The 24860-nt window shown below is 55.8% G+C and carries 17 protein-coding genes and 1 tRNA gene; 10 read left to right on the top strand and 8 right to left on the bottom strand.

Annotation, left to right across the window (positions count from 1 at the left end):
* The first annotated feature begins 288 nt into the window (after window positions 1–288).
* The 3 genes from Q31a_RS03185 to Q31a_RS03175 all read left to right on the top strand — a co-directional run bounded on the left by Q31a_RS03185 (window position 289) and on the right by Q31a_RS03175 (window position 2571).
* Window positions 289–705 carry a TadE/TadG family type IV pilus assembly protein gene (locus Q31a_RS03185; RefSeq protein ID WP_145073902.1) on the top strand — a complete coding sequence of 139 codons (417 nt, stop codon included), beginning with the start codon at window positions 289–291 and terminating at the stop codon, window positions 703–705.
* Between the two features lie 105 nt (window positions 706–810).
* Window positions 811–2037, top strand: a complete 1227-nt coding sequence (locus Q31a_RS03180; RefSeq protein ID WP_145073900.1) for a VWA domain-containing protein — start codon at window positions 811–813, stop codon at window positions 2035–2037.
* 42 nt (window positions 2038–2079) lie between these two features.
* Window positions 2080–2571, top strand: coding sequence for a TadE/TadG family type IV pilus assembly protein (locus Q31a_RS03175; protein ID WP_145073897.1), 492 nt, complete (start codon window positions 2080–2082; stop codon window positions 2569–2571).
* 386 nt (window positions 2572–2957) lie between these two features.
* Here the strand turns inward: Q31a_RS03175 and Q31a_RS03170 are convergent, their stop codons facing one another.
* Entirely contained in the window at window positions 2958–5669 is a 2712-nt protein-coding gene (locus tag Q31a_RS03170) for a bifunctional YncE family protein/alkaline phosphatase family protein (protein ID WP_145073894.1), read from the bottom strand.
* A 423-nt stretch (window positions 5670–6092) separates the two neighbouring features.
* On the opposite strand from Q31a_RS03170, the gene Q31a_RS03165 reads away from it, so the two are divergent.
* From Q31a_RS03165 to Q31a_RS03140, 6 genes are all read left to right on the top strand, one after another.
* Window positions 6093–7547: a sulfatase gene (locus Q31a_RS03165; protein ID WP_197356120.1), complete on the top strand. Its 1455-nt coding sequence runs from the start codon at window positions 6093–6095 to the stop codon at window positions 7545–7547.
* Window positions 7548–7550: 3 nt separating this feature from the next.
* Complete coding sequence (locus Q31a_RS03160; protein ID WP_145073891.1) at window positions 7551–9161, top strand: cation:proton antiporter domain-containing protein; 1611 nt, start codon at window positions 7551–7553, stop codon at window positions 9159–9161.
* Window positions 9162–9326: 165 nt separating this feature from the next.
* Window positions 9327–11618 (top strand): DUF1553 domain-containing protein, encoded by a 2292-nt coding sequence (locus Q31a_RS03155; RefSeq protein ID WP_145073888.1) that lies wholly within the window; start codon window positions 9327–9329, stop codon window positions 11616–11618.
* Window positions 11619–11642: 24 nt separating this feature from the next.
* On the top strand, window positions 11643–12992 hold the full coding sequence (locus tag Q31a_RS03150) for a DUF1501 domain-containing protein (RefSeq protein WP_145073885.1): 1350 nt from the start codon (window positions 11643–11645) through the stop codon (window positions 12990–12992).
* Window positions 12993–12999: 7 nt separating this feature from the next.
* Window positions 13000–14130 (top strand): WD40 repeat domain-containing protein, encoded by a 1131-nt coding sequence (locus tag Q31a_RS03145; RefSeq protein WP_145073882.1) that lies wholly within the window; start codon window positions 13000–13002, stop codon window positions 14128–14130.
* A gap of 162 nt (window positions 14131–14292) precedes the next feature.
* Window positions 14293–15345 (top strand): class I SAM-dependent methyltransferase, encoded by a 1053-nt coding sequence (locus tag Q31a_RS03140; protein ID WP_145073879.1) that lies wholly within the window; start codon window positions 14293–14295, stop codon window positions 15343–15345.
* Between the two features lie 613 nt (window positions 15346–15958).
* Here Q31a_RS03140 and Q31a_RS03135 read toward each other — a convergent pair.
* The 7 genes from Q31a_RS03135 to Q31a_RS03105 form a co-directional block, all read right to left on the bottom strand.
* Window positions 15959–16699 (bottom strand): PEP-CTERM sorting domain-containing protein, encoded by a 741-nt coding sequence (locus tag Q31a_RS03135; RefSeq protein ID WP_197356116.1) that lies wholly within the window; start codon window positions 16697–16699, stop codon window positions 15959–15961.
* A 952-nt stretch (window positions 16700–17651) separates the two neighbouring features.
* Window positions 17652–17733 (bottom strand) — tRNA-Ser (locus Q31a_RS03130).
* Between the two features lie 392 nt (window positions 17734–18125).
* On the bottom strand, window positions 18126–19244 hold the full coding sequence (locus tag Q31a_RS03125) for a Gfo/Idh/MocA family oxidoreductase (protein ID WP_145073873.1): 1119 nt from the start codon (window positions 19242–19244) through the stop codon (window positions 18126–18128).
* A complete protein-coding gene (gene lpxA / locus Q31a_RS03120) occupies window positions 19241–20047 on the bottom strand; it encodes an acyl-ACP--UDP-N-acetylglucosamine O-acyltransferase (protein WP_145073870.1) in 807 nt (268 codons plus the stop codon). Before lpxA ends, Q31a_RS03125 begins: the two co-directional genes overlap by 4 nt.
* Window positions 20048–20147: 100 nt before the next feature.
* Window positions 20148–21035 carry a UDP-3-O-acyl-N-acetylglucosamine deacetylase gene (locus tag Q31a_RS03115; RefSeq protein WP_197356114.1) on the bottom strand — a complete coding sequence of 296 codons (888 nt, stop codon included), beginning with the start codon at window positions 21033–21035 and terminating at the stop codon, window positions 20148–20150.
* 206 nt (window positions 21036–21241) lie between these two features.
* The gene (locus tag Q31a_RS03110; protein ID WP_197356112.1) at window positions 21242–21874 is read right to left on the bottom strand and encodes an OmpH family outer membrane protein; all 633 of its coding nucleotides are present in this window, start codon (window positions 21872–21874) and stop codon (window positions 21242–21244) included.
* Between the two features lie 460 nt (window positions 21875–22334).
* Window positions 22335–23516, bottom strand: a complete 1182-nt coding sequence (locus tag Q31a_RS03105; protein ID WP_145073862.1) for a S1C family serine protease — start codon at window positions 23514–23516, stop codon at window positions 22335–22337.
* Window positions 23517–24041: 525 nt separating this feature from the next.
* Here Q31a_RS03105 and Q31a_RS03100 point away from each other — a divergent pair.
* Window positions 24042–24824: an MBL fold metallo-hydrolase gene (locus Q31a_RS03100; protein WP_145073859.1), complete on the top strand. Its 783-nt coding sequence runs from the start codon at window positions 24042–24044 to the stop codon at window positions 24822–24824.
* Window positions 24825–24860: the final 36 nt, after the last annotated feature.

Here is a 24860-nt window from a genome sequence, read left to right as displayed (position 1 = left end):
CGAATGGCGTACGGTGCTGGCGATGCCTATTTAGTGCTGAATAGTTTACAGATCTCGCCCCGAGCAAGATTCAACTCTTTTTTGTAATTTCCAACCACACCGACTTGATTTGTAACCTAGAGTTTAATTGGCTTCTCAGTTTAGCTTAGCAAGCCCTCTAAACACAACAGTTTCCCTACTCGTAGAGCGGGACGTGCCCTCAAAGACATTCCCCCAACAACTAACTGCGCAATAGAAACCGTGAACACCTCAGAGCAACAAATCGTGCGTCGCAAAAATCAACGTTCCATGAGACGTGGTGTCGGTTCTTCGACGGCGAGCAACCCTTCCCGGCGTGGTGTTGCCGTGGTTGAAACGGCTCTGATGCTGCCAGTCATCGTATTGCTGGTGTTCACTTCCCTCGAAATTGCCGACGGTATTTTCTTAAAGCAAGCGGTGACCATCGCAGCCTACGAAGGTGCTCGAGCCGCCACGCGGCCTGGCGGTACCAATGCCACCGCCTCAGCCCGCATTGCCGAAGTCCTTGCCGCCCGCGAAGTTGCGGACTACACGGTGGTCTACACACCCGAAATTACGCCCACGACACCCCGCGGGACCGAAGTCACGGTAACCGTCCGTGCCCCTTCTGCGGCCTATTCGATGAATCCAATGAGACTTCTTGAAAACAGGGTCCTTGAGAAGCAAGTCACGATGGTCCGCATGTAGCGCGCTTGCTAGCGCCCGGCTTGGATATGGGCTACTGGTTGAACTTGAACATTCAAGTTCATCCAACCACCTTTCTTTCTGTTGCTCCGCGTCGAGGTAAATCAAATGAAGTCGAATCGCAAATTCCAGCTCCAATCCAATTTGCTTGCCTCGCGTCGCCGCGGGGCGGCGATGATGCTCATTCTGGGCATGCTCTTTGTCTTCGCGATCGCCGCTGCCATCACGGTTGACTTTTCTTACATGCAGTTGGTCAGAACCGAACTCCGCGTTGCTACGGATTCAGCAGCCAAAGCCGGTGCCGAAGCGCTGGCACGAACCGAAGATGTCGATTTAGCGCGCTCAGAAGCAGTGCGGTACGCGTCCATGAACTCGGTCGCCGGACAGCCTCTGGCAATTGCAGAATCGGATGTAATTCTCGGACGTTTGGTCGAGTCCGGTGGCGGGCGGTGGCAGTTCAGCCCAGGAGGTTTTCCACCCAATGCTGTGCGCGTCGACGCCAATACCGGAGGCGATGCGCTCCATCCAGCGATTCCCTTGCACTTTGGGCGTATCCTTGGACGATCCACCTTTACGCCGCGCTCCGAAGCCACTGCTGGCCAGCAGCAAGTTGAAGTCTGCTTGTGCCTAGACCGCTCCGGATCCATGCTTTTCGATATGACAGGCGTCGACTACGAATACGCTCCGAACAATCCTTACCTCAGCAATTTCACCGCCTGGGGCGACATGTGGCGCAATCACCTTTCCGCTCCACACCCAACCCAAAGTCGCTGGGCTGTCCTTCGCGGTGCGGTTCAGATTTTCTACGATGAAGCGGCCCTCTACACGCCTGCCCCGAAGACCTCATTGGTGACTTGGGCCTCGGACTACACGATGCCGATCTCCCCTGGCACCGTGTTTCAATCCGCAACGCTCAACGTCGGCTTGCCACAATCGGACAGCACTACCTTTGCACAACAACGCAGCCTAGTCACTAACGCGATCAATAGCCTGAACACCAAACCGATGATGGGTGGTACCCACTTGTCCGCCGGTGTCGATTTGGCGGTCGGCCATTTGACGGGGGGGCAATCGTCGTCATTCTCCAATAAAATCGTCATCCTACTAACCGACGGCCAGTGGAATGCAGGACGCACACCCCAACAAGTTGGTACGGATGCTCGGAATGCCGGCGTCGTGATCCACGCCGTGACAATGCTCACCAACCTGCAGAATGATGTCCGTCAAATGGCAGAGATGACCGGCGGGCGCTACTACTCAACCACCAATGAAACTGAATTGCGAGACGCCTTTCGAGAATTGGCTCGCAGCCTGCCGATTGTGATCGTTGAATAAGAGGCTACTGGCACGCCTCCCCCGCGATCCCGAAAGCGACCAATGATGAATCCTCAACTACAAGACAAAAGTCAATTGCTTATCCCTACAGCGATTCCCGCAAGTGGTCAGAGTCCATTCATCTCCCGACGACGAGGACGCGTTCAACCGAAGGTGCGTTCCGACAAGCAGCGTAGAGGGGTAACCACTGTCGAATTCGCGTTGGTCTCCCCAATCATTTTCATGATATTCCTCGCGGCAATCGAACTCACTCGCCTCAACTTCTTGAAACACACCGCCGCCAATGCTGCCTATGAAGGCGCGCGAACCGCTATCGTTCCCGGTGGCACGCCAGCCGAAGCTCAACTAGAGGCCCAGCGGATCCTGACGCAAGTCGGTGCCGGCAACGGCGTGACCGTCAACGTCGTCGATAATGCCGACCGGATCGTGGTAACCGTCAACCTCCCCGTCGACCAAAACTCGTGGGGCGTGGGGCGTTTCACCCACGGCCTGACAGTTAGCCAAAGCTGCGCCCTGACGAAGGAAAACCTGTAGCAGCACCGCCTACAAGTAACCGTTCAAGGTTGTCAGCGACTTAAACTCATACCTGAAGCAACGGTTGAGGCTGCCTGATGGGGGAGGAAGGTCGTGAACGAACGGATGAAATGCTTCTCAGTGGTGAGCTTGCTTGGTGTTACTCCTCGCCGTTGAGTTTGGCCGGGGGCGAGTATAGTGAAGCAGAGAGTGTTGTTGGCAGGAAAATAGCCAGAGGAATTCATCTTCCTGCCCCCATCTTCCTGCCAAACGTCCGCCTGGATACTTCGTAGCCGTTCACGGTTGTCAGCGACTTAAACTCAAACCTGAAGCAGCGGTTGAAATTGTTGGTGGATAAGGAAGGTCGTGAACGGTTACGCCTACAATTCCTTTCCGATCGCTGTTGATCATTCCGCACTCCCATCGTCGAATTCCAAACCGAGCTTCCGTAATCCCGTTCCATGTGCGCCTGACAAGTGAGCAGGGTAGGGCGTTTCCCAGCCCATCATCTCATGCCACACAAATCGGTTGAGCGTGTCTTCATCTTGTTCCGTCTTCATTCCAGTCCGCTCAATGGGAACCGAGGCCAATCTCGTCCGCCAATCTCGCTCCGTGGACGACTGCTTGCTTTCCTCCCCTGGTTGCTGGTTGAGCGGTATGTTGGCCTCTCTGACTTGATAGGGAGTCATATTCGGTTCGTTCACGAAACACTCTTTCATCAACGGAGATCTTGCATCCTGTTGATTCATCGGTGGTAGCCCCAGCACGTGCAGGATCGTACGCAGGACGCTCGTCTGGTTGTAAAAGTGATGATTCACCCCCGGTCGACTGTAGGCACTGATCACCAGACAGATCGAGCGGTGCCCATCAATATGATCGTATCCGTTCTGAGGATCGTCCTCGTTCACAACGATAAGCGTATTTTTCCAGAACGTAGAATGGCTTACCGCATCAACCAATTGCCCCAGAGCTAAATCGTTGTCTGCCATATGCGCCCCGGACGTCACACCACCGCCCAAGTGATCTTGCGGGAGATATACGATACTGAGGTTCGGCAGGGTTCCGTCAGTTTTAAATTGCTCGAATTCGGTTAGGAATCGCTTCATCCGAAGCACGTCGGGGATCATCATCCCCCAGCCTGGATAGTCGGGAGATGAATAACGCTTCAGCCGCTCGATTCCAATGTTCTGCTCGAAACGCAAGTCCTCGCCAGCAGCATGCGCCTTCCATATTTCCTGATACTTCATGCCCTGCGGAGGCTTGGCATAGTCCATTTCTCCATAGTTCCGGAAGGTCAAGCCAGCCCCCAGCACATAATCCCAAAGAAAACCACTCGACGAGTATGTCAGGGGATCATCTCCAAACGTATAGCTTCTCGAAAATCCGCCAAAGGCGCGCTCCAAGTAGGGCGTCACATTGCCCTCCGTAGCCCACGAATGCCCATCCGCTGAAAGGACACCATTGCAGTAGTAATTATCCAGCAAACCGAATCGGCTGGCCAAGGCATGATGGTTGGGCGTTACGCGTTCTGGAAACGTGCACAAGGCTCGACTGCCTCTGCCCGCCGGCATATCCCCAAAGACTTGATCGTAAGTGCGGTTCTCTTTGATGACATAGATTACATGTTTAAAGGAACTCGGTTGGCCTAGTTTCTCTGGCACGGGAACCACCGGTGCGGGATTGGCCGCGTTCAATTCCGCTCTCACAACCGGAATGACTCGAGCGCTCTCCAGCACCTTGGCCGTCCATTGCGAAAGAAGTGCATCATCCAAAATATCCGCCAAGGGTATCTTTTGAATCACTCCCGAATGATCGTGCGAGTTCCTCCCCTTAGACTCCTCACGCATGTCCGCTCGAGATCCCCAGCCCTTTAGATTTGCCACGAACAAATCGGTCTCACTGCAATCCAGCGCAACGGGGAACCAACCTGTTGGCAGATAGCCAATAGGTTCGTCCAATCCGACCGTTGCATAGTCTCTCTCGGAGTCCAAGCGATACACGCTGACCGCGTTATTGCCTGCCAACCCGACAAATAACCAATTGCCATCCGGGGAGACACAAGCCGAATTGGGCATCGAGCCGAAAGGAAGATCTAACAGAGGTTTGGCAAGTTGGTTTCGGCTCTGTAGAGATCCGGAGTCGAGCAAGGTAACGGAATCGTCATTGGTGTTGGTTATCAATACCGTCGCAGCCTGCTGAGGTTTCCCAGGCAAGATGGCCATGGCGGTCGGGTGGAGTTCCGCGGTAACCTCGGAGACAACTTCCATTTGTTCCAAATCGATCACTGAAACCATGGATGTGTTCGCAATGCCCCGTTCGTCCACGGGCGTTTCCGTTCCTGCACTCGGTGCGGTGCGTTCCCCAGCCCGTGCCCGACGCCCGCCAAGATTTGTAACGAACAATTGGCCTGGTGCCCCAGCCACAAACCGAGCTGTGAAGGGTGAAATCCCAACGTCCACCACGTGCTCGACTGCCGAAGTTGCCACGTCGATCACAGCCACAGAATTGGTCTTAGAGAGGCAGACGAACAGCTGCTCTTCATCGTCGCTCAGGCATAGTCCACAGGGAAAGCAATCTGCCGGAAGCTCAATAGAACTTGCCAGGACATAGCTGCCGGGAGAATCAGCCGGAGCGTTCTGCGCAGCTGGCCCGCCATCAGGAACAAACACATGCACCTGTTGCTTGCTATTCGAAAAATAGACGTTGCCCGCTCGACTGACCACGATGCCGGTGAGCGAGGCCCCTCCAGGGCTCTCCAGCGACTGCAGGATCGACCACTGGACTGGATCTATGATGTGCAGGTGCGCACGATCCTTAACGAAAACCAATCCGACCTCTGCGCTGTAGCATAGATCATTCGGTCGCCCCTTCAACTCAGCTAGTTCACCCGCAGGGTGAACCAGTTGCCCGGTCGGGAGCAGGACGCCAGATGCCTGCTCGCCAACCATTCCGGGCACGGGAGTGGCGGTAACATTTCCAGGTTCCTCGCTCTCTAGTTGTGGAGCTGCCCTCCCCGATCCAGCCAGCCACAGCACGAGGCTTACAACCAACCCAACATGTCGGACGTCCCACCAAGTTAGAAGGGTTAGAGGAATAGCTGTCGAGTTCTCAGGTTTCATACTTCGGATTCCTAACAAGGACTGGTTTTGGCAGCGCGTAGTGGGCAGCTGCGCGGCAAGTTTTTCAGCACGATGTTTCAGCACCGCGCCACGGGCCCACCGCTCTCTCCTGCAGTGGTAGCTGACGCTTAACCTACCACATGCACCGCGTCCCCCCCAAGACGGTGCACTGCTGGGCAGAGTTGGAAACGCGAGTGGCCCCAAGTTCAACAAGTCGCTCCCTCCCTTGCCCAGCTTTGGAAAAGCGGCAGAATTGGAACGGAAAACAAGGGCTCAATTCAAGGATTCCGAATTGGTGTATCCTAAGGTGTCGCGCACCGTTTCATGGATGGTCCAAGTTCATGAGATGGTCCAAGGCGAACTTTGAACGCCAACCTGCCCGCCGCTTCCAGATCCCCTACCACCTCCTACGTTAGGCATCCGATGAATTACACTCCGCCTACCCTAATTCGCACCTTCCTATTTCTCATGTGCATGGTGCTTGGGCTGAGTACCTGCCTTGCCCCTCTCGGTGCCGCAGATCGCCCCAACGTTCTCTTCATCGCAGCCGACGATCTCCGCAATGATCTTGGTTGCTTAGGGAATGAGGAGGTGTTGACACCGCACCTCGATCGCTTGGCCGAGCAGGGCCGTCTGTTTAAGCACGCCTATTGCCAACAAGCGGTCTGCAATCCATCCCGCGCCTCGCTGATGACTGGACTACGACCAGACACGCTCGGCATTTGGGATCTGCCAACCCATTTTCGAGACGTTCGGCCACAGGTGGTCACGCTGCCCCAGCACTTCATGCAACATGGTTACTTCACGCAAAACGTGGGGAAGATCTACCACAACTGGATACATGATCTACAGGGAGATCCCGCCTCGTGGAGCGTACCGGCCGCCATGCACTTCGCCAACCACGGCTCTGACACCCCACAAGTCACCGGGGAGCTCCCGCCCAATCTGGCCAGCGATCTCAAGTGTGAATGCAGGGATGTGCCCGATGATGCCTATTTCGATGGTAGAGTTGCTGACCTTGCGATACAGGCACTCCAACAACGGCAGGCCTCAAGCACTCCCTTTTTCCTGGCGGTCGGATTCTGGAAGCCCCACTCTCCGTTCAACGCGCCCAAGAAATACTGGGACCTTTACGATCGCTCTCAGCTATCTCCTCCAGCCAATCCCGAATGGCCCACCGATGCGCCGCGCATCGCTTGGCACAATAGCCGAGAAATTCTCGGACGCAAGGAACCCAGAGTCCTGGATGAAGCCTCCGTCATGGAAATGCGACACGGCTACCTCGCTGCCATCAGCTACATGGATGCGCAGGTGGGTCGCGTTCTTGATGAGCTCGAGCGACTCGACCTGCGTAAAAACACGATTGTGGTCTTCTGGTCCGATCACGGCTACCACCTGGGTGAGCAAACATTGTGGGCTAAAACATCCAACTTCGAACTCGATGCAGCGGTTCCACTCATGATTGCGACTCCCGAAATGCACGCGGCTGGAACTGCCACGGGGTCGCTGGCCGAATTGCTCGACATGTACCCAACACTCATCGACCTGTGCGGTCTACCAGCCGTGCCGGACCTGGAAGGCAAGAGCCTAAAGCCGATCCTCGAAAACCCGCAAGCAACGGTACGATCAGCCGCATTCACGCAGCATCCCCGCCCCGCCTACTACGACGAACAACCCGAGGTCATGGGGCGTAGTGTGCGAACGGCACGTTATCGCTACACCGAGTGGCGTGATTTCACCAGTGGCGATTTAATGGCTACCGAGCTCTATGACCACGAGACCGACCCACTGGAAACGATCAATGTCGCTGCACTGCCGGAATACCAGCAAGCAATCCGCGAATGCCAACAACTGAAGCTTGAAGGCTTTTCTCTCTAAAGTATGGCACCCACACTCATTCGCGAACTTCTGATCATCCTCGCCGCAGGGCTCATCGCGGGGTTGGTCTGTCGCTGGATTAAAGTCTCGGTTCTGATCGGCTACCTCGTTGTCGGGACGCTCCTGGGCGACGGCTGTCTGGGATGGGTTGTCGATGCAAACCATCAGCTGGAGGCCTTTGCGGAAACGGGAGTTTTCCTCCTGCTGTTTTCCATCGGCCTTGAATTTTCGCTAGACGATTTGAGAACACTGGGGCGCAAGTTGCTCATCGGTGGGACAGTACAAATGTTAATGGTGGCTGTCCCGGTGGCCTGCTTGCTGCTCCAACTGGGACTCAGCTGGCGGCCCGCTTGGTTGCTAGCCTCCGCCACGGCCTTCAGCTCAACCGTCCTAGTATTCAAAGCACTCTCGGAGTGTGGTCAAGCCAGCCAGCCGCATGGCCGTCGAGCTATTGGAATCCTGCTGTTTCAAGACGCTGCACTCGTTCCACTCTTGCTGATCGTGCCGCTATTGACCGGTGAAAGCGATTCGGTCACCGTCGGCAGCTACCTAGCCCTAGCCGGTATATCCAGTCTGTTTGTGCTGGCCGTCATCGGACTCCGATACGCTCTAGCGATGTGGATTATCCCTCTATTTGCTGGCTATCGCAGTCCAGAGTTGGTCATTTTATTCACGCTGGTGGTGCTAGGCAGCGTTACACTCGCCGCCTATACCGTCGGTTTACCAGCAGCCGTGGGGGCGTTTGCTGCAGGCCTGAGTTTTAACGGCAATCGCTGGACGAAACAAATAGATGCACTCGTGTTCCCATTCCGCGAAACGTTCGCGGCTGTCTTTTTTGTGGGACTGGGGCTAATCTTCGATCCCCGGCTGCTGATTTCCGAACCCGTATTGATTCTGGGATTCCTGACCGGGCTGATTCTCATCAAAGGTCTCGCTGCGACCGTCGCACTCCGCCTTACCAGCCTAAACTTGCAGAGCTCCTTTGGGATGGGCATAGGCCTGGCCCATGTAGGTGAATTTGCCTTTATCCTCGCCAGCCAGGGAGTGGATGCAGGACTGCTCTCCGCCATGAACTACCAACGCATGGTCGCTATTTCCGTTGGCTCCCTAATCCTCACCCCACTCCTACTCAAACAGGGGCTGAGGTGGACCTACAGCACCCAAGACAGAAATAGTGGACCACCACGGACGATGGAAGCAGCCACGCGCAAGTCGCAGGCGACGATCATCGGTGCTGGCCCCATTGGACGCCAAGTTGCCAGCCAACTGGAGCTCACCGGATTAGATGTCTGCCTCGTTGACCTGAGCTCCATCAATTTGCATCCGTTTGCCCAAGAGGGATTCCGCACCGTCGTCGGGGATGCGACTGAACAATCCGTGTTGGAATTGGCGAAAATCGGCACTGCCGCAATTATTGTGGTCAGCGTGCCCAATGATGACATCGCCAATCAGATTGTGCGTATCGCCCGCAAGTCAAATGCACTCGCCACAATCCTGGTGCGTTGTCGATTCCAAAGCAATACGCAAAAGCTCCGTTCTGCAGGCGCTGACAGCGTCGTGAGCGAAGAGGCCGAGGCCTCCCAGGCCTTGCTGCGAATCCTGATCAAACATTGAAACGGATCTAACATTGAAAGCCCATGGGGCCAGCCTGGCTCGGCTAGCAGCGTCCCTCTTAAGCCTCCGCTCAACTTTGCACAAACCACGCTCGTCGCGAGAAAAACCGTGTATAATAGACAGCCCTTCCTCCCCACATCCTTCCGCCTTCCTTGCCCCACCACCATGCAAGCCCTACCTACGCGGTCTCTCCGACGCTATTCCTGTGCAATCACCTTCCTCGTGCTGCCCTGGCTCGTAGCGTCTCCTAGCACCGGCTATAGCCAAGTCTCCTCGGAAATCTCAAGAGCCGAGACACTGGCAGCCGAAACAGTGCCAGGAGACACGGATCCAGCCGGCGATCCCGAAACGCCTCCAGCAATCTTGCCAGCCGAAGAAGTGGAAGAGCCCAGCGTGGATTCGCAGCTTCCGGCTACGTCGTCCGCCCCAGGCCCTGACTTAGCAAAACTCGAAACGATTTGGGAGCAGAGCCTCCGACCGCTGCTGGTGGAAAACTGCTTTGAATGCCACCGTGCTTCCGAGCATTCGGGCCAACTCGAGCTGGAAACAATCGCCAGCCTGCTGCGTGGTGGTTTGAGTGGTCCAGCCATCGATCCGCAAAGTGTCGAGCAGAGCCTGTTGCTGACGGTATTGCTGCCAGACGCCGTGGGGCACATGCCGCCTGAGGGGCAATTGACCGATGCAGAGATCGAATTGGTTCAGGGCTGGTTGACGCTCTTCGCTTCAGCATCACTTCCCGAAGACTGGCTCGACTCTCCCTCGCCAACTTCTCCCACTCAACAGAAGCAGGACGGCGAAACGACCGGCCAGGCCCTGCAACGACTACCGCTGGGCTTAAACCCGTCGCAGGTAATCGATCTAGCGACTGAGGCAGCGTGGCAGGCGAACGAGCTCCAACCGACGAAGTTGACGAGCGACGCGTCGTTCGTTCGCCGTGTTTATTTGGACCTTGTGGGGCGGATCCCCACACAGCAAGAGCGAGCAAATTACCTTGCTTCGACCGCATTCGACAAACGTGAACAACTCGTTGACCAGTTGCTGGGTAGCGACGAACACGCCAGCCATTTAGCAACCGTGCTCGATGCGATTCTGATTGGGCGCACTTCAGATCGCGAAGTGAAACGCCGCCAGTCCTCCGGCTGGTTTGACTTCCTCACCCATTCGATAGCAGAAAATCGGCCATGGAACGAAGTCGCACAAGCGATGCTGGAAGCCCGTCCCCAAACGGAGCTCGATCGAGGGGCAGTGTGGTACCTCTACTCGCGAAAGGATAAGCACCAGGATATTGCCGAAGCGATTTCCAAAGATCTCTTTGGTGTACAAATCGACTGTGCCCAGTGCCATGACCATCCACTGGCTGACGAAATTAAACAAGCACATTACTGGGGGCTCGTCGCCTTCTTCAATCGCAGTACAAACGTGGATACGCCGCAGGGCCCTCGAATTGCCGAAGCTGCCATCGGTGGCTTCTCGGAGTTTGCGAACCTGCGTGGACAATCCTCCCCCAACCGACTCGTCTTCTTGCAAACGGAACCACTTCCCGAGGCGCGGCCTGCAGAAGGTGAAAAAGAAGAGGAGCGCGACGACCTCTATGAACCGCACAGCAAAGAGAGTGCCGAGCCCAAAGTTCCCAAATTTTCGCGACGCAAGGCCTTCGTTGAAGAGGTGTTCTCCGGACACCCCTTGGTTGCCAAAGCCATGGTCAATCGCATGTGGGGTTGGATGCTCGGGCGCGGCTTGGTCCACCCGGTCAACGCCCTCGATTCGTTCCACCCCGCCAGTCATCCGGAACTGCTGGATTGGCTGGCGCGCGACTTTGAACATTCGAACTACAACCTTCGCCGACTATTGCGTTCCATGGCTCTCAGTCGCACCTATCAACTCGATTCCTCTCTAACAGCGTCGAGCGATCCCAAGTGGTTTACCTCGGCGTTGGCCAAGCCGCTAACCGCCGAATCGCTGTACCAATCGTTCCAGGTAGCCCTGGATCTAAAACATCCCGAGCACTGGGATACGCTCGACCGGAAGACTGCGTTTGCCAATCTGTTCCCCGATGTACTGGCCGAGGAATCGCTGTCCAACGTTTCCCAAGGACTGTGGCTCACCAACGGCCCCCAACTCCAAGAAATGGCCTCCGTCGAACACTCGAATACCCTCTCCCAGGTCAGCCAACTCTCAGAGACGCGAGAAGTTGTGACGCAGCTATTTGTCAAAATCCTGGGTCGCCACCCTACCGACGAGGAAGTTTCCGAGTGCACGAACTACCTGGAAGCCTCTCCCTCCCCCAGCTCGGCAAATCCAGCCCCAGACCAATCGTCAGCCTTAACCGAGAAGATCGAGCGGCCACCATCGCCCCGAGTTCCGCCCCCCCAGCCCTCAAGCCAAGCACGACAGCTAAAAATTGAAGGGCTAGCTTGGGCTCTTCTAACCAGTGCCGAATTCCGCTTCAATCACTAGTCGTCTCAAGACCTACCATTTCCTATGAAACGCTCGGAATCCCACCAAAACTCAGCCCCTTGCCAGTCTGGCAGCCAAGTTGGGTGCGCTGATCATCAATTGCACCGCCGCCTATTTCTCCAAGGGAGCATGGCTGGAGCAGCCTCCGTGGCTAGTTTCCAAAGCTTGTTCAGTGTGCCGGCCTTCGCTGAAACGGTGCAGCGACGGGGCAAGCGATGCATCCTACTGTGGTTGTGCGGGGCGCCCAGTCAATTCGAAACCTGGGACCCAAAACCTGGACGACCAAGCAGTGGCCCCTTCCCCTCGATGGCCTCTTGCATTCCAGGAGTGCACGTCAGCTCTTTGATGCCCAAGTGCGCTACCATCATGGATAAACTGACCGTCGTGCGTTCCATGTCGACCGAACCAGGCGAGCACTTCCAAGCCATTGACATGCTGACGCGTGGCGAAGGCCCACGCCCTCCCTTCACTCGTCCCATTCTTGGATCGGTGATTGCCCAGCAGCTGGGACAACTCGACAGCCCTGTCCCGCAATTTGTCCTCCTTGATCCGTGTCCGGAAGGCAACGAGTTCCGATCGTTCAAGGCGGCAAACTGGGCCGGATGGCTGGGAGCCGAATATGGGCCGGTACGCTTCGGTGGAGAATACCGACTCGATAACGTCATTCGCCCCGAAGAACTGAGCGAACTCGAGCACGCGGACCGTGAAGCTCTGCGTTCGTTCCTGAGCCGCAAGTTTATGAATGACCATCGGACAGCAGCCGTAGAATCCTACAACGCAGTCTTTGAGCGTGTGAACGGTCTAATGCAAGCCGCTCCCCTGTTCGACCTAGCGGCCCTCCCGCAGCGAGATCGCGAGCGCTATGGCCCCGGAACGTTCGGGATGCACAGTTTGCTGGCTCGACACCTGGTTGAAAACGGCTCGACCTTTGTGATGGTTGCTAACGGCATGCCCTGGGACTGCCATGTGTTCAATCATGAGACCCACCAGATGCTGGTTCCCGAACTCGATCGAGTCATCTTCCACCTGATCTCTGATTTGGAACAAAGCGGACAACTCGACGATACGTTGGTCTTGATGATGGGAGAGTTTGGTAGAACCCCCTTTCTGAACGATGCCCGCGGCCGGGATCACTATCCTCAAGCATGGAGCATGGCCATGGCCGGAGGTGGACTTCGTCCCGGAGTTGTCTACGGCGCGACGGACGAAGATGGTGTCGCCGTATCTGACAAACCGGTCAACCAACGCCAGCTCTTCGCAACGATCTTCGCCGCCTTGGGGATCGACCCGCATGAAACTTACGACCTTCCAGGCTTCCCCACCTTCCACCGTGTAGAGCAAGACACAGCCCCCATCGCAGAACTGCTGGCGTGAGCAAACCATGAAAATTGAACTTGAAAAAACCGGCCGTTACTCTTTTCCAATGGGCATCCAGGATATCGCACTCACCGCCGACGAGCAGCGAGTCTATGCGGCCTGCCTGGATGGAGTCTATGAACTCTCATTGCCCGCTCGCGACGATCACGAAGCCAAGCCGGTGCCGGAGTGCATCGGACAACATGCGAGCTACGTCTCCAGTGTCGCCCTGCTGGAGCAAGATGCCGAAGTCGCCTCCACCGGCTTCGATGGACAACTCCAGATTCGGGCCCTCCGGTCCAAGCCTGCTGAATCAACTGCGGCTTCTGAGTCTGCAAAACTGGTTGCGCCGCGACTCGATCGAAACCTTCACTCCTTCTGGTCATGGCAGATGGCCTGCTCCCCCGATCGGCGCAGACTTGCATCGGTAACAGGTCAATACTTAACCGGCGCTGAGGATTACTCGCCGCTCGAGAGTTCCGAACCAACAATAAGAGTCGTCGATGCCCACAGCGGTGAAACGCAACACGAATTCACCATGCTTCCTTCGGTGCAATGCGTTGCCTTCGATCCAACCGGCCAATATTTGGCTGCCGGAAATCTCATGGGTGATCTAGCGGTCTGGGACGTAACTAGCGGCGAGTGCCTCGCCGAGTGGCGAACGCCTTCCTTCACGAGCTGGGGCATCATCAAGAGCCATTGCTACATTGGAGGAATCTTCGCAGTCGCCTTCGCTCCCGATAGCCAATCGCTCTACGCAGCTGGCATGGGAGACATGCGAGATCCCATGGCTGGCAACGGTAAGCAATTGTGGCAACGCTTTGCATGGCAGAAGTCTCCCGTTGAAAAGCTGCAAGAGACGGTGTCCGACCAAGCTGGTGAGGGCCTGATGGAAACTCTCGCTTGGCATCCTAGCGGCGAGTATTTTGCGATGGCTGGTCGCCTCAGAGGTGGCAATTGGAACACCGGCATCTTCAGCCAAGAAGACGGACAACTTGTCGGTCAAGCCAAGACCGGCATGCGAATCACCACCGCCCTGTTCAGCCCGGCCGGTGATGTGCTCTATCTGGCCGGCATGCAGGGGCAACCGGGACGCAAGGACGGGAAGTTCCCGAACTTTGGCTACCTCGAACGCTACCAGATCAAGCAGAGTTGACGTCGCAAAAAGGTTGGGTGCAACGCAGGCATTGCTTTGGCCGCGCCTTCGACGTCGCAGTTGCCGCTAAAGAGCTGGCTACTCAGCTAGCGAGTGAGCCCTTAGAATCGCTTCCCTCGCGTCGACACAGCCAACACTCTGAACCAACACTAGGCCAGCAGCATGCACTTTGAATCCCCCGAGTTGGACCCCACGCAAATCCTGGACGATCTGCGGGCCGACAAGCTATCGCTGCTGCTGGTAGCCGGAACGACAGCCTTCGACGTGGGACAAGCCCTCGACGACGGTCCACTCGCCTATGAAGCACTGCGCCAACACCTGCAGTTGCCAGAACGCTCCGCCAATGTATTGCTAACGGGCCTGCGTTCCATGGGACTGCTCGATGTCGATAGTCACCAGCAAATCGATTTGACAGAACTGGGGCGTGAAAAATTGTCGCCCAAGTCAAAGTTCAACCTGCGCGGCTACATCGGCTTGGGGGCCTTCGGCGCGGACGCGCAGAACATGATCGCCTGCCTAAAGCACGATGCACCGGCTGGCGACATCTCATTCGTCTTTCACGAAGAAGGTGGGCCATCCGCCTTGGACGATCCTGAAACGTCCGATGCACTCACGCGAGCCATGGCAGCCCGAGCCCGGAACGTTGCGCCGTTTGTAGCTCAAGAGCTCGACCTATCGACCGCCACTCACCTGCTCGACATCGGTGGGGGGCACGGCCTGTACACCTTAGCCTTACTTGAAAAACACCCTCAGCTGTCGGCGACTATCGTCGATCGTCAGCCACCGCTGGCGGTAGCCCAAGAATATGCTCAAGCGGCAGGGCTGAGCGAACGGGTCGAATTCGTCTATGGCGACATTCACACTTTCACAGCATCCAGAGCGTTCGATACCGTTCTTTTGGCCAATATACTGCACGATTACAATGCGTCCGATGCTGAGAGATTGGTCCAGCACTACGCACGGCAACTTTCCAACAACGGACGTGCCATTATTTTGGACGCGTTTCTGAACTCAGTTCCCCCCGGCTCTCCCCCGGTTTCCACCGGCCCCCGTCCCGTCGCCGCCTACTCAGCCATGCTATTCTCCATCTGCGAGGGACGTTGCTTCCGTTTGGACGAATACCAATCGATGATGCGATCAGCCGGCTTGCTCGCAGAAGCCCACATAGCCCAAGTCCCCGCCCACGGCAGCCTACTCATCGGAACGAAAGCCTAACCCAACTCGAATAGCAGCAAGCCCTACAGACGCGGGGCAGCTACAGCTCCGAGCGACAATAGCTGCGGGCACACTCACCAGGAGCCGGGCAAGAAAGCTACGACAAGTCGCAGCACTCCACATGGCCCCAACAGGGGGCCACCACAATGTGGAGTGCGATGACTTGTCATCGCTATGTTGGGCTGCCCAGAAGCGGTGCACGTAGACCACCGAGCTGGTGTTTCAAGTGCAGCCCAATGCCAATCCCGTCCAGCTCGAATAGCAGCAAGCCCTACAGACGTGGGGCAGCTACAGCTCCGAGCGACAATAGCTGCGGGCACAATTACTAGGCCGCCGGGTAAGAAAGCTACGACAAGTCGCAGCACTCCACATGGCCCCCAGAAGAGCCAGCTCGCGTTCGAGCAGCGATCTTCCCTACGCAGTAAAATGTTACGTGGGCAACAGAAAACCCTGCTTGGCTGGCCGGGCAGGGCCATCCAACAGGGTTTTCGAAGATTCGGTTTCCTACTAGCTCGCGATAGTGCAATAAGCTCAACATGTCGCAGCTCAAGCATTTGAGAAGACGACGGCCGCAGCGATCAGGAGCCGCAGACCGTCCCTCAGAACAGCTCGCTTAGCGGCGCCGGAAGCGAATGCAAGACAACGCCCCCATACCAAACACCATTAACGAAGAGGGCTCAGGAGCCACAGGTGGTGCTGCTTGAGTTGGATTGAAATTATTGAAGGCAAGTCCGACAGATGTAGCGGAACCAGTGTACAGGATCACGACTTGGTGGATTAATTTCGCACTACTTTCGACGGAAAACACCCAGGGCAGGCTATCGAGTGAACCGTTCTTGCTGTGATGTATCCCCTTAGGGCTGTCAACGTGAGCAACATACGAATCGTCCTCTCCATAAGCAACGACTCGCCAACTCTCGTACTTCTGATTGTTGTTTTTTTGGGTTGAATCAATATCCCAAATTTCACCGCTCAATGCTAAGACGCCTTGGTTGTAATCAATGACAAACGCTGTTCCCTTCGGATTCTCAATGCCTCCTCCCTGTCTAAGAAAGTAGTCTCCCAACTGCTCCTGAGCCGTCGCGTCTCTTCCGGTATCATGCTGACCACTAGCCGTGCTGGACAGAAATCCGTTTCCATTGTCGGAACCACCACTCAGCTCAAACTTCGCTGCTTCATCAGCGCTGAACACAGAGTCATTCGTGAAGTTGTTTCTTTGACTATTAGTTACGCTGGTATCGAAACCAAAAGTAACTTCGAGTCCACTATCAAATGTGTAGGCCTCATTGAGTCCCAGCTCCGAATTGTCAGGCCCGATCGTAGAACCATCCGGCCGTGTTTCGAAATCAATCATTACTCCAGCGTGCGCTGCCGCTGACAGAAATAATACAGCGACAAGGACAAGACCAGCTTGAACTAAATGACGTCCAGTCGATCGCAATACCGTCGACGGGGCATTATTGCGGAGGCAAATCCTACATTTCATAGCTACAAATTTTCCATCTCTAGATCTTTACGGGCGTAACCTCACGGGACAAGTTAAGGAGAACTTCATCCCGCAAACTACCAAACCACCCTCTGGGCAATAACAACGTCCTAAGAGGCATGGATGCCCCACCAATATAGCGGCGAACTGCCCCGAGAGCAAGTAAAAGGTGCGAAGCTGGGTAGTTTCCCCCACCTTTAAGCCCCCTCCACCTCTAGAGCGTTGCAATGTGTCAATAGGTGCCACCCATATTCAATAGGTGCCACCCATCGATCAGATTTAGATAGCATTGGGGCGGCAAAAGGTGGATGGCACCTTTGGGGAAGAAATCTTGCATCGGAACTGCCCCCCCCCCCTATTGCAGCTAGAGCAAGACCACCTACTGCGAGGTTCGTTCGGCTGACGAGAGTGCAATAGGTGCCAGCCATCTAGTGCCTTCAACTAGCATTGGACCTCCAGAGGCGGACTGCACGTTTGGGGCAGCTTTAGATGCGGGCGGACTCTACCGGCCGCCGGGCAAGATAGCTACGACAAGTCGCAGCACTCCAAAATACCGAAAGGTGCCACCCATCTTTCAGATTTAGCTAGCAATGGAGTGGCAAAGATGGATGGCACCTTTTGGAGAGCTAGCATTGGGGTCGCCCTACCGTATATCTAGCGCCCCATTTGCTTACGGCGAAAATCGTTCGGCAGGCGAGAGTGCTAGGGATGTGACAAATATGCGATTCCCCCAAACGAAAAATGCCGCAATTCCTGCATCTGCAAGAACTGCGGCATCCTGAATTCGGCTGCGGTAGCTTGGCTACCAGCAGCTCTCGAGCGGAGGGCACGGGACTCGAACCCGCAACCCCTTACGGGGCACTTCATTTCCAATGAAGCCGCTAGCCATTCGCTTACCCTCCAGTTTCCTACTGAATCTTCGATCACTCGAACAATGCCTGACCGCCATTTCCTGTCAGCCAAGAAATCCAGTCACACTAGTGCAACCAAAAATGGCTATACTGGGGGTCAGCAAGTGTTCGAACGATCCGTGGCCTACTAAGAGACGCTAGATCCAGTATTCTTGCGAATGCTTCACGGATAGGAGCGGAGGTTTATCCAACTCCTCTACGAGACCAAAATGATAATCACTTCCCTTAATTTCGTATAGTGCAACACAGTTACATTGTGGTGGGTTTAGGCTTGAACAGGTCGATCGATGTACCAGCCGACGGTGCTGGCTTCGCAACGGGAAGCCGAGCCAAGCAATTGTCCCCCTGCTAGTGCAGGAAACACGATGCTAGGCGGCGTGTTTTTAGGCGGCTCGGCGGCGAGTTTCCTGCGGAGCATCTCGTACGACTGCCGGATGTGGCAAAATCCGAGGCTCGGCCGTGGCCAAGGGGCCAACTCGCCAAGGCTTGCTGTCCAGACCATCCCACCCATGCTGGGAGATCGTCGAGACGATGCGATTGGCCAAGTCAACAGCCCGAGCTCCGTCCTCCCCCGTAACCACAGGGGCGGTCCCAGTTTTGACACTGATGGCAAAATCGTTTTGTTCGTCCAAAATGGCATTTCTACCCGGTGCTTCCAGCGTCTGAGGCTCGAGGAAGTCTTGGAAAATGCGTTCTTTGGCCTGCATCCGCTCGGAAGCTGGCAAGTCGTCTAGGGCGACGGTGCGGGCCAAAACATCCATGGTCGGCTTGACGATCTGAACGCTGTCAGCCGAAAAATCAATGTCGGCGAAACCGCGGGTCGTGTAGAGCTGCATGCGCCGCGTGGGAGACGTCGCTAAACGCGAGGCTCGCAGGGTAGCGATACATCCACTGGCAAACTCCAGCCGAGTCTCGGCGAGATCCTCATGGGTTCCCAGGAGCGACATTCCACTCGCTGAAATTCGTTCCACGGGAGAGGAATCGAGGGAGAGGATCAGGTCCAGGTCATGAATCATCAGGTCCATCACGACGCCGATGTCGGTACTGCGACCACTGTAGGCGCCGGCTCGCACCGCTTCGACAAACTTGGGAGCTCCCAAATGGGGCTGAGCAGTCGTCCATGTAGGGTTGAATCGTTCCACGTGCCCAGTCTGGAGCACGCGATTATAGCGTCGGGCGAGCTGCACCAATCGTTGAGCTTCCTCCGCAGAGGTCGTGAGCGGTTTCTCAACCAAGCAGTGAACTCCACCACGCAGCAAGCTGCTGGTAATGTCGTAATGGGAGACCGTAGGCGCGGCGATAATTGCAGCGTCGATCTGCCCCAGCAACTCGCGGTAATCTGCGACGGTAGGCAGCTGGAGATTGTCTGTGACCAATTGCCGCGAGGCCGGACTGGGATCGGCAACGGCCACGACCTCAAAGGACTCGCCGGCATGCGCCAGCTTGGCGTGAATTCGCCCCAGGTGTCCGCCACCAATGATTGCTAAACGCAAAGCACTCACGCTGCCTTCCTCCGATCGCGTCCACGTCCGTGGCGACCGCCTTGAGAATCTTCGATAAAATCAAACAGGACTTGCAACTCAGGCAACATCGGCTTGCCTCCCGAGAGAATATCGCGGGCATGTTCCATACCAACGCGGGACCGGTAGAGCAAGCGATACGCCTCCATCAGAGCCTTGATGGCTTCGTTCGAAAAGTTTTTGCGTTTGAGGGCGACGACATTGACCGTGCGAGGACGCGCAGGAAAGCCTTCCACCAACATGTAAGGAGGCACGTCATGCAGCACTCGACTCAAGCCGCTCACAAAGCTGTAGCAACCGATGGAGGCGAAATGATGCACGGCACAGCCACCTGACAAGGTCGCATCGTGAGCCACGTGCACATGTCCGCCCAGCATGACGTTATTTGCCATGATGACACGATCTTCGACTTTGCAATCGTGGGCCACATGGCTGCAGGTCATCATGTAGCAATTGCTACCGACGGCCGTGATACCATCCTCTTTTTCAGTCGCTCGATTGATCGTCACCGATTCGCGAAACACATTCCCGTCACCAATAATCACTTGCGTAGGTGACCCTTGATAGCTGAGGTCTTGCGGTTCCGCGCCAATCACCACTCCAGGAAAGAGATGATTATTGCGACCAAGAATTGAATTGCCAGTCAAGGTCACGTTGTTTTCAAGGCGCGTACCTCGTCCTACTTTGACGTTAGGACCAATCACGCAATGGTGACCGACACGAACTTCGTCGTCTAATTCCGCGCGGGGGTCGACTACGGCGGTATGGGCTATAATTGTTGCCATACAAACCAGCTTTCAAGAATGATGGTTTGGGGAAGGGTTGTTGTCTTGTGGATTAACCGTAGGACGTTACGAGTTGTTCTTGGGGATCGACACTGGTGGTTCATGCTGCAACTCGCTTGGAAGACGAGTGAGACTCTCTCGCATGTTGCTCCAGGTAGTTTCGACGCAGCAAACGCGTCATTTCGGCATTGAGCTGATGGCCGCTTTTGCAAGCTGTGATACGTCCTAGCAGATGGACGCCAGCCAACGCTAGGTCACCTACCAAGTCGAGTGCCTTATGTCGCGCACATTCATCTTGGAATCGCAGGCGGTTGTCGATTGGACCATGTGCTCCGAAAACCAGTAGGTCTTGGTGCGTTGCATGAGGCGCTAGCCCCTGTGACTGCAGGTACTGAGCTTCGGCTTCGGTAATAAACGTGCGAGCAGGGGCGAGTTCGCGGAGGAAGATTTCAGGGGTAAGTCGAGTGCGAAAAGAGGCTTGGCCGATCGGGGAGTCGGGTCCATAGTCTAGTTGGTATTCCACTTCCAACCCGTCCGCATCAAGCGGCTCAGCCAAGATCCAGCGCTGGTCATCTCCAACGCGGAGTGGAGTATTGATGCGGAAGTATTGGCGAGTCGCGGACTGGGGGCGCAGTCCAACACCTTGAAGCTTCAGAGCTAGATGAAAACTACTGCCATCCATGCCAGGCATCTCCTCCGAGTCGGCGACGACTCGAACGTTATCGACGCCCATCCCATGCAGGGCAGCCATCACGTGCTCGACCATATCGAACTTGAGCGACTCGCTTCCAATTTGCGTGCGCATCGAAAGCCCTGCAGCGTGCTCGGAGACCGCCTGAACCGCCTGCGTGTGAGGCTGGTCGCTGCGCAGAAAGGTAATTCCCTCCTCCGCTTCAGCGGGCAGAAAGCACAACGTGATCGGCTTGCCGGTCCAGTAACCTCGCCCGCTTATCGAGCAGGGTGCATTAATTGTGTGTTGAGTATTCAACGCTCGCATGACTTCCCTGTCTGTGAGCTACTAACCGGACGGAAATCACCCCTTTTCAGGGATAAGCCAGAATGGATCGCTTGTGGTTTGCTGCATCAGTTGGGCACCCCAGCGATTGAGGCGTCAACGTTGCGAGTCGAGAGGTCACGAGTTGCTGAACTCGTGACACGCTCGGCTGCCGCTCCTATTGTTGCGGCCTACAACGACTAGCGCTGCGCGGCGGCAGCAGGGCGACTTGCCGTTTGAGCCAGTTGTCCCAAAACCCATTCGGTCCAATCGACATTCGGGCTGTAGTACAGGACATCTTGTCCCATCACCATCTGAATCGTCTCTGGCTTCTTGGGATCCATCTTCTCGCGGGAGACTCGTATGACAAGTTGAGTTCCGTAGTGATCGCTGGCCATTTTCAAAAGACCATTGATCTGCGTGTAGACGTTGTAGATGACTTGAGCCTGAGCTTCGTCAAACTCCTTCTTCTTCTTGATCAAGCTGAGCCGAAATTCGGTATCCTTTTCAGCGATCTTCTTTTCGGCAGCTTCGTATTCTGGAGAACCTTCGGTGTATTGTTCGCGGAGTTGATTCATTTCCTTCAGAATCGCATCGCGACGTTGCCCCATCTCTTCATCAGCAGCAGTCATCGAAGCTTGAATCGCTTCCATCTGCCCCTTCATCGTGGGATGGTTCTTCAGGATGTGGCCAATGTCGACTACCGCCACAATGACCTTGGGTGCAGCAGCACCAGCAGTTGCACCGGCGGCTCCCTCTGCTTGCGCCATGACTTGGCTGGAAAATGTACCGAGACTCAGAATGGTTGCTGCAATTAAGCTCCAAACACGCACTTTAGCACTCCTTGCTTTGTGTTTTTTGGTTGAGGCAACTAGGACCCCAATGTAATGTCTCATCCTGAGACGCTTAAGGAATCGACGTACCACCGGTGTCGACTGATCGGTGCGTATTGTGCAGACATCCCCGAATGGCGTAAAGATCGATTTTCAGAGATTCTTTCGAGCCGCGTTGGAAAGGACGATTCGAGTGAAGGACCAATCGAGTGACGTAAGCGGATAACAGAGCCCCAACGTGGCGTAGCCCCCGGGCCGCATTAGCCACTCCCACCCCATCGTAGCCCAGCCCCCTCGAACCGAGCTTATCACTGCCACTCCACCGTAGCCTGGCCCCCCCGGGCCGTGCACATCACTGCCACCCCACCGTAGCCTGGCCCCCCGGGCCGTGCACATCACTCACTCCACCCATCGTTGGTGCTTGCCAGTCACAGCATCATCCAAGCTTTCGCCCCTTTAATCACTTCAATTGCAGTTCCAGGGTCACCCTTGCGTCGTTGCGCAGGATGACGACCTCGATGCGTTCACCAGCGGTATGGCGTTGGAGAATGTTCTGCAAATCGTCTTCGGAACGCACCGTACGCCCATCCACTTCCAGCACGATGTCGCCCAAGCGGGCACGACCATCCGCTAAGAGTTGCGTAGGTTGCAGCCCCGCGAGGCCAGCGGGCCCCTGGGGATCGACCGTGGTAACGATCACCCCTTCAATGCCAAACTGACGCGTCAGAGCGCGACTCAGCTCATCATTGATCTTGAATCCAATCCGGGGTGGCGCGTACTGGCCAAATTGGATGATCTGAGGAATCACTCGATTGACTGCGTCCACTGGAATTGAGAATCCGACGCCGGTCGAAGTGCCTGAAGGGCTGTAAATGGCAGTATTCACACCGATCAGACGGCCTGCGCTATCCAGCAACGGGCCACCTGAATTCCCAGGATTGATGGCAGCATCGATCTGGATCACATCCTCGATCACGCGGCGCGATGGGGATTGGATCGACCGACTCTTGGCCGACACGATGCCGGTTGTCAATGTTTGCTGGAGGCCGAAGGGGTTGCCAATGGCAAACACGCTCTGCCCAACTTCTAAGCTGTTGCTTTCACCGATCAGAACCGGGTGCAACAAGCTCTCAGGGGCTTTAATGCGCAAGACTGCCAAGTCATTGTCAGGAGAAGCACCGACGAGGTCTGCCGTGTAGGTCGATTGGTCCGAGAAGATGACCCGGGCGGCCGAAGCGCCTTCAATAACGTGAAAATTCGTCACGATATGGCCACTTTTGTCCCAGACAAAACCACTCCCCGTCCCCGATTCCACCTCCTGAATCCGTCGTGTCCAGCGGTTGGCATATTGGCTGCTGGTGGTAATAAACACGACCGACGGACTGGATTGGCGAAAAATACGGACCGTTGCCTGCTCAAAATCGGCCAAGGCGCCTCGAGGGGTTACCGTGCGAGGCTCTCCCCGCACCCCTATCCCCAACCAGTACTTCATGCTCGGCCAAAGCAGCATGCTGGCCAAGGCGAACATCAGGATCCAAGACAGCAACAATTGACGGCGGATGCCTCGCGCCTGAGGATTGCCTGGGGCTGAAGCGGGGGGTACGCGCGCGGCGTTGGTATCGGGCTGAGCATCGGGATGCATAGTTAGTTCGCTTCATCCAGAGTGAAAGGATTTGGGAAGGAAGGAGTTTGGGCAACTCAAGGCAATCGGCTGGTCGATTGAGCGGTGGCCGCCCCCCGCTGGCCTGATGGGTTTCCAGTGCCTCGTAAAAAGGGCGGCCACGCTAATGCTGCGCAGGAACAACCAGTGTTTTCACGAGGCCCATGAACAACAATGAGGCCTGGCTCCATCAACAAGCCTTTGCGTGGCGGCGACGGTGCTGGGCAGTCGACCAGCGGCGGATCCTCCCCTTCCCTTGGATTTTCCGCTGCAAATCCGAGTTTTGTGGGATGGGCAGGAAAGCGACTATTCTTTGCCGCCAGCCTCACCGTCAACGGATAGCTTGGGTTTAGATTGTCACGGTTTGTCAATCCGACTCAATAGCCCTACAATCCGTCCCATCTCTGGCGTCCAGCAGCATGTTGCATCGACGCCCTTCCAGGCTTAAAAACGCGGGAAGAAAAGAGGCCCCCGATTTTACGAGATCTGTAAGGTAGAACCGAGTTCATGCTTGAGCGCAAGGCAATCTTCCCGAACGTCATTGAACTGAATTTCCAAGCCGGACACGTTATCGGCTGTAATGTTTACTTGGTTCATGATGGTGAAGAATGGGTATTGATCGACATTGGCTATGAAGAATCCGTGGAGGAAATCGTTGAGTTGGTGCGCGAGCTTGACTTCCCACTCTCCAAATGCAAAACCTTGATCGCCACCCATGCCGATGTGGACCACGGACAGGGGCTAGCACTCGCCAAACAGCTGTTGAAAACGACGGTGAGCGCGCATCCCAAAGCGGCGAAGCTGCTTTCCACCGGGGACACCTTGCGAACTTTTGCGGAGATCGAAGCCCAGAACATCCACTTGGAAATGCCGATTGTCGAGACCGAACACATCATCGATGAAGGCTCGATCATCGAAGTGGGAAAAATCCAATTGGAGGTTTGGTCTACCCCCGGCCATGCAGATAGCCAGCTGGCATTTCGCATGGGGGAGCTTCTGTTTAGCGGTGACAATATCTACCGCGACGGCTGCGTAGGGGCTATCGACGCCCATCATGGCAGTGACATTCCCGCATTCATCCGTTCGCTGCAACGCATCCGGAACTCCGATGTAAAGTGGCTCCTACCGAGCCACGGTCCTATTTTCCGCAAAGACGACGCGATGCTCGATAAGACCATCGCTCGGCTTCAGTCCTACCTGCATATGGCCGATTTTGGAACATGCGCGATCGACTGGCCGCTGATGGACCAATGGGAAGAGGAAATTGCCCTCGGCAAAATGCCGGAATAGGCCGTAAAGTTTGCGCATTGTGGTGTTCGATGCGTA

This window comes from Aureliella helgolandensis, from assembly GCF_007752135.1.
GTDB classification, from domain to species: domain Bacteria; phylum Planctomycetota; class Planctomycetia; order Pirellulales; family Pirellulaceae; genus Aureliella; species Aureliella helgolandensis.
Note: the sequence above shows the minus strand (reverse complement) of the source record. Positions and strands in the feature narration are given on the sequence as shown.

Coding starts and splice junctions, on each gene's coding strand:
- lpxA (WP_145073870.1), bottom strand. CDS start 20,047: ATGGCAACAATTATAGCCCATACCGCCGTAGTCGACCCCCGCGCGGAA.
- Q31a_RS03145 (WP_145073882.1), top strand. CDS start 13,000: ATGAAAATTGAACTTGAAAAAACCGGCCGTTACTCTTTTCCAATGGGC.
- Q31a_RS03150 (WP_145073885.1), top strand. CDS start 11,643: ATGAAACGCTCGGAATCCCACCAAAACTCAGCCCCTTGCCAGTCTGGC.
- Q31a_RS03160 (WP_145073891.1), top strand. CDS start 7,551: ATGGCACCCACACTCATTCGCGAACTTCTGATCATCCTCGCCGCAGGG.
- Q31a_RS03105 (WP_145073862.1), bottom strand. CDS start 23,516: ATGCATCCCGATGCTCAGCCCGATACCAACGCCGCGCGCGTACCCCCC.
- Q31a_RS03135 (WP_197356116.1), bottom strand. CDS start 16,699: ATGATTGATTTCGAAACACGGCCGGATGGTTCTACGATCGGGCCTGAC.
- Q31a_RS03140 (WP_145073879.1), top strand. CDS start 14,293: ATGCACTTTGAATCCCCCGAGTTGGACCCCACGCAAATCCTGGACGAT.
- Q31a_RS03170 (WP_145073894.1), bottom strand. CDS start 5,669: ATGAAACCTGAGAACTCGACAGCTATTCCTCTAACCCTTCTAACTTGG.
- Q31a_RS03165 (WP_197356120.1), top strand. CDS start 6,093: ATGAATTACACTCCGCCTACCCTAATTCGCACCTTCCTATTTCTCATG.
- Q31a_RS03155 (WP_145073888.1), top strand. CDS start 9,327: ATGCAAGCCCTACCTACGCGGTCTCTCCGACGCTATTCCTGTGCAATC.
- Q31a_RS03100 (WP_145073859.1), top strand. CDS start 24,042: ATGCTTGAGCGCAAGGCAATCTTCCCGAACGTCATTGAACTGAATTTC.
- Q31a_RS03185 (WP_145073902.1), top strand. CDS start 289: ATGAGACGTGGTGTCGGTTCTTCGACGGCGAGCAACCCTTCCCGGCGT.
- Q31a_RS03175 (WP_145073897.1), top strand. CDS start 2,080: ATGATGAATCCTCAACTACAAGACAAAAGTCAATTGCTTATCCCTACA.
- Q31a_RS03180 (WP_145073900.1), top strand. CDS start 811: ATGAAGTCGAATCGCAAATTCCAGCTCCAATCCAATTTGCTTGCCTCG.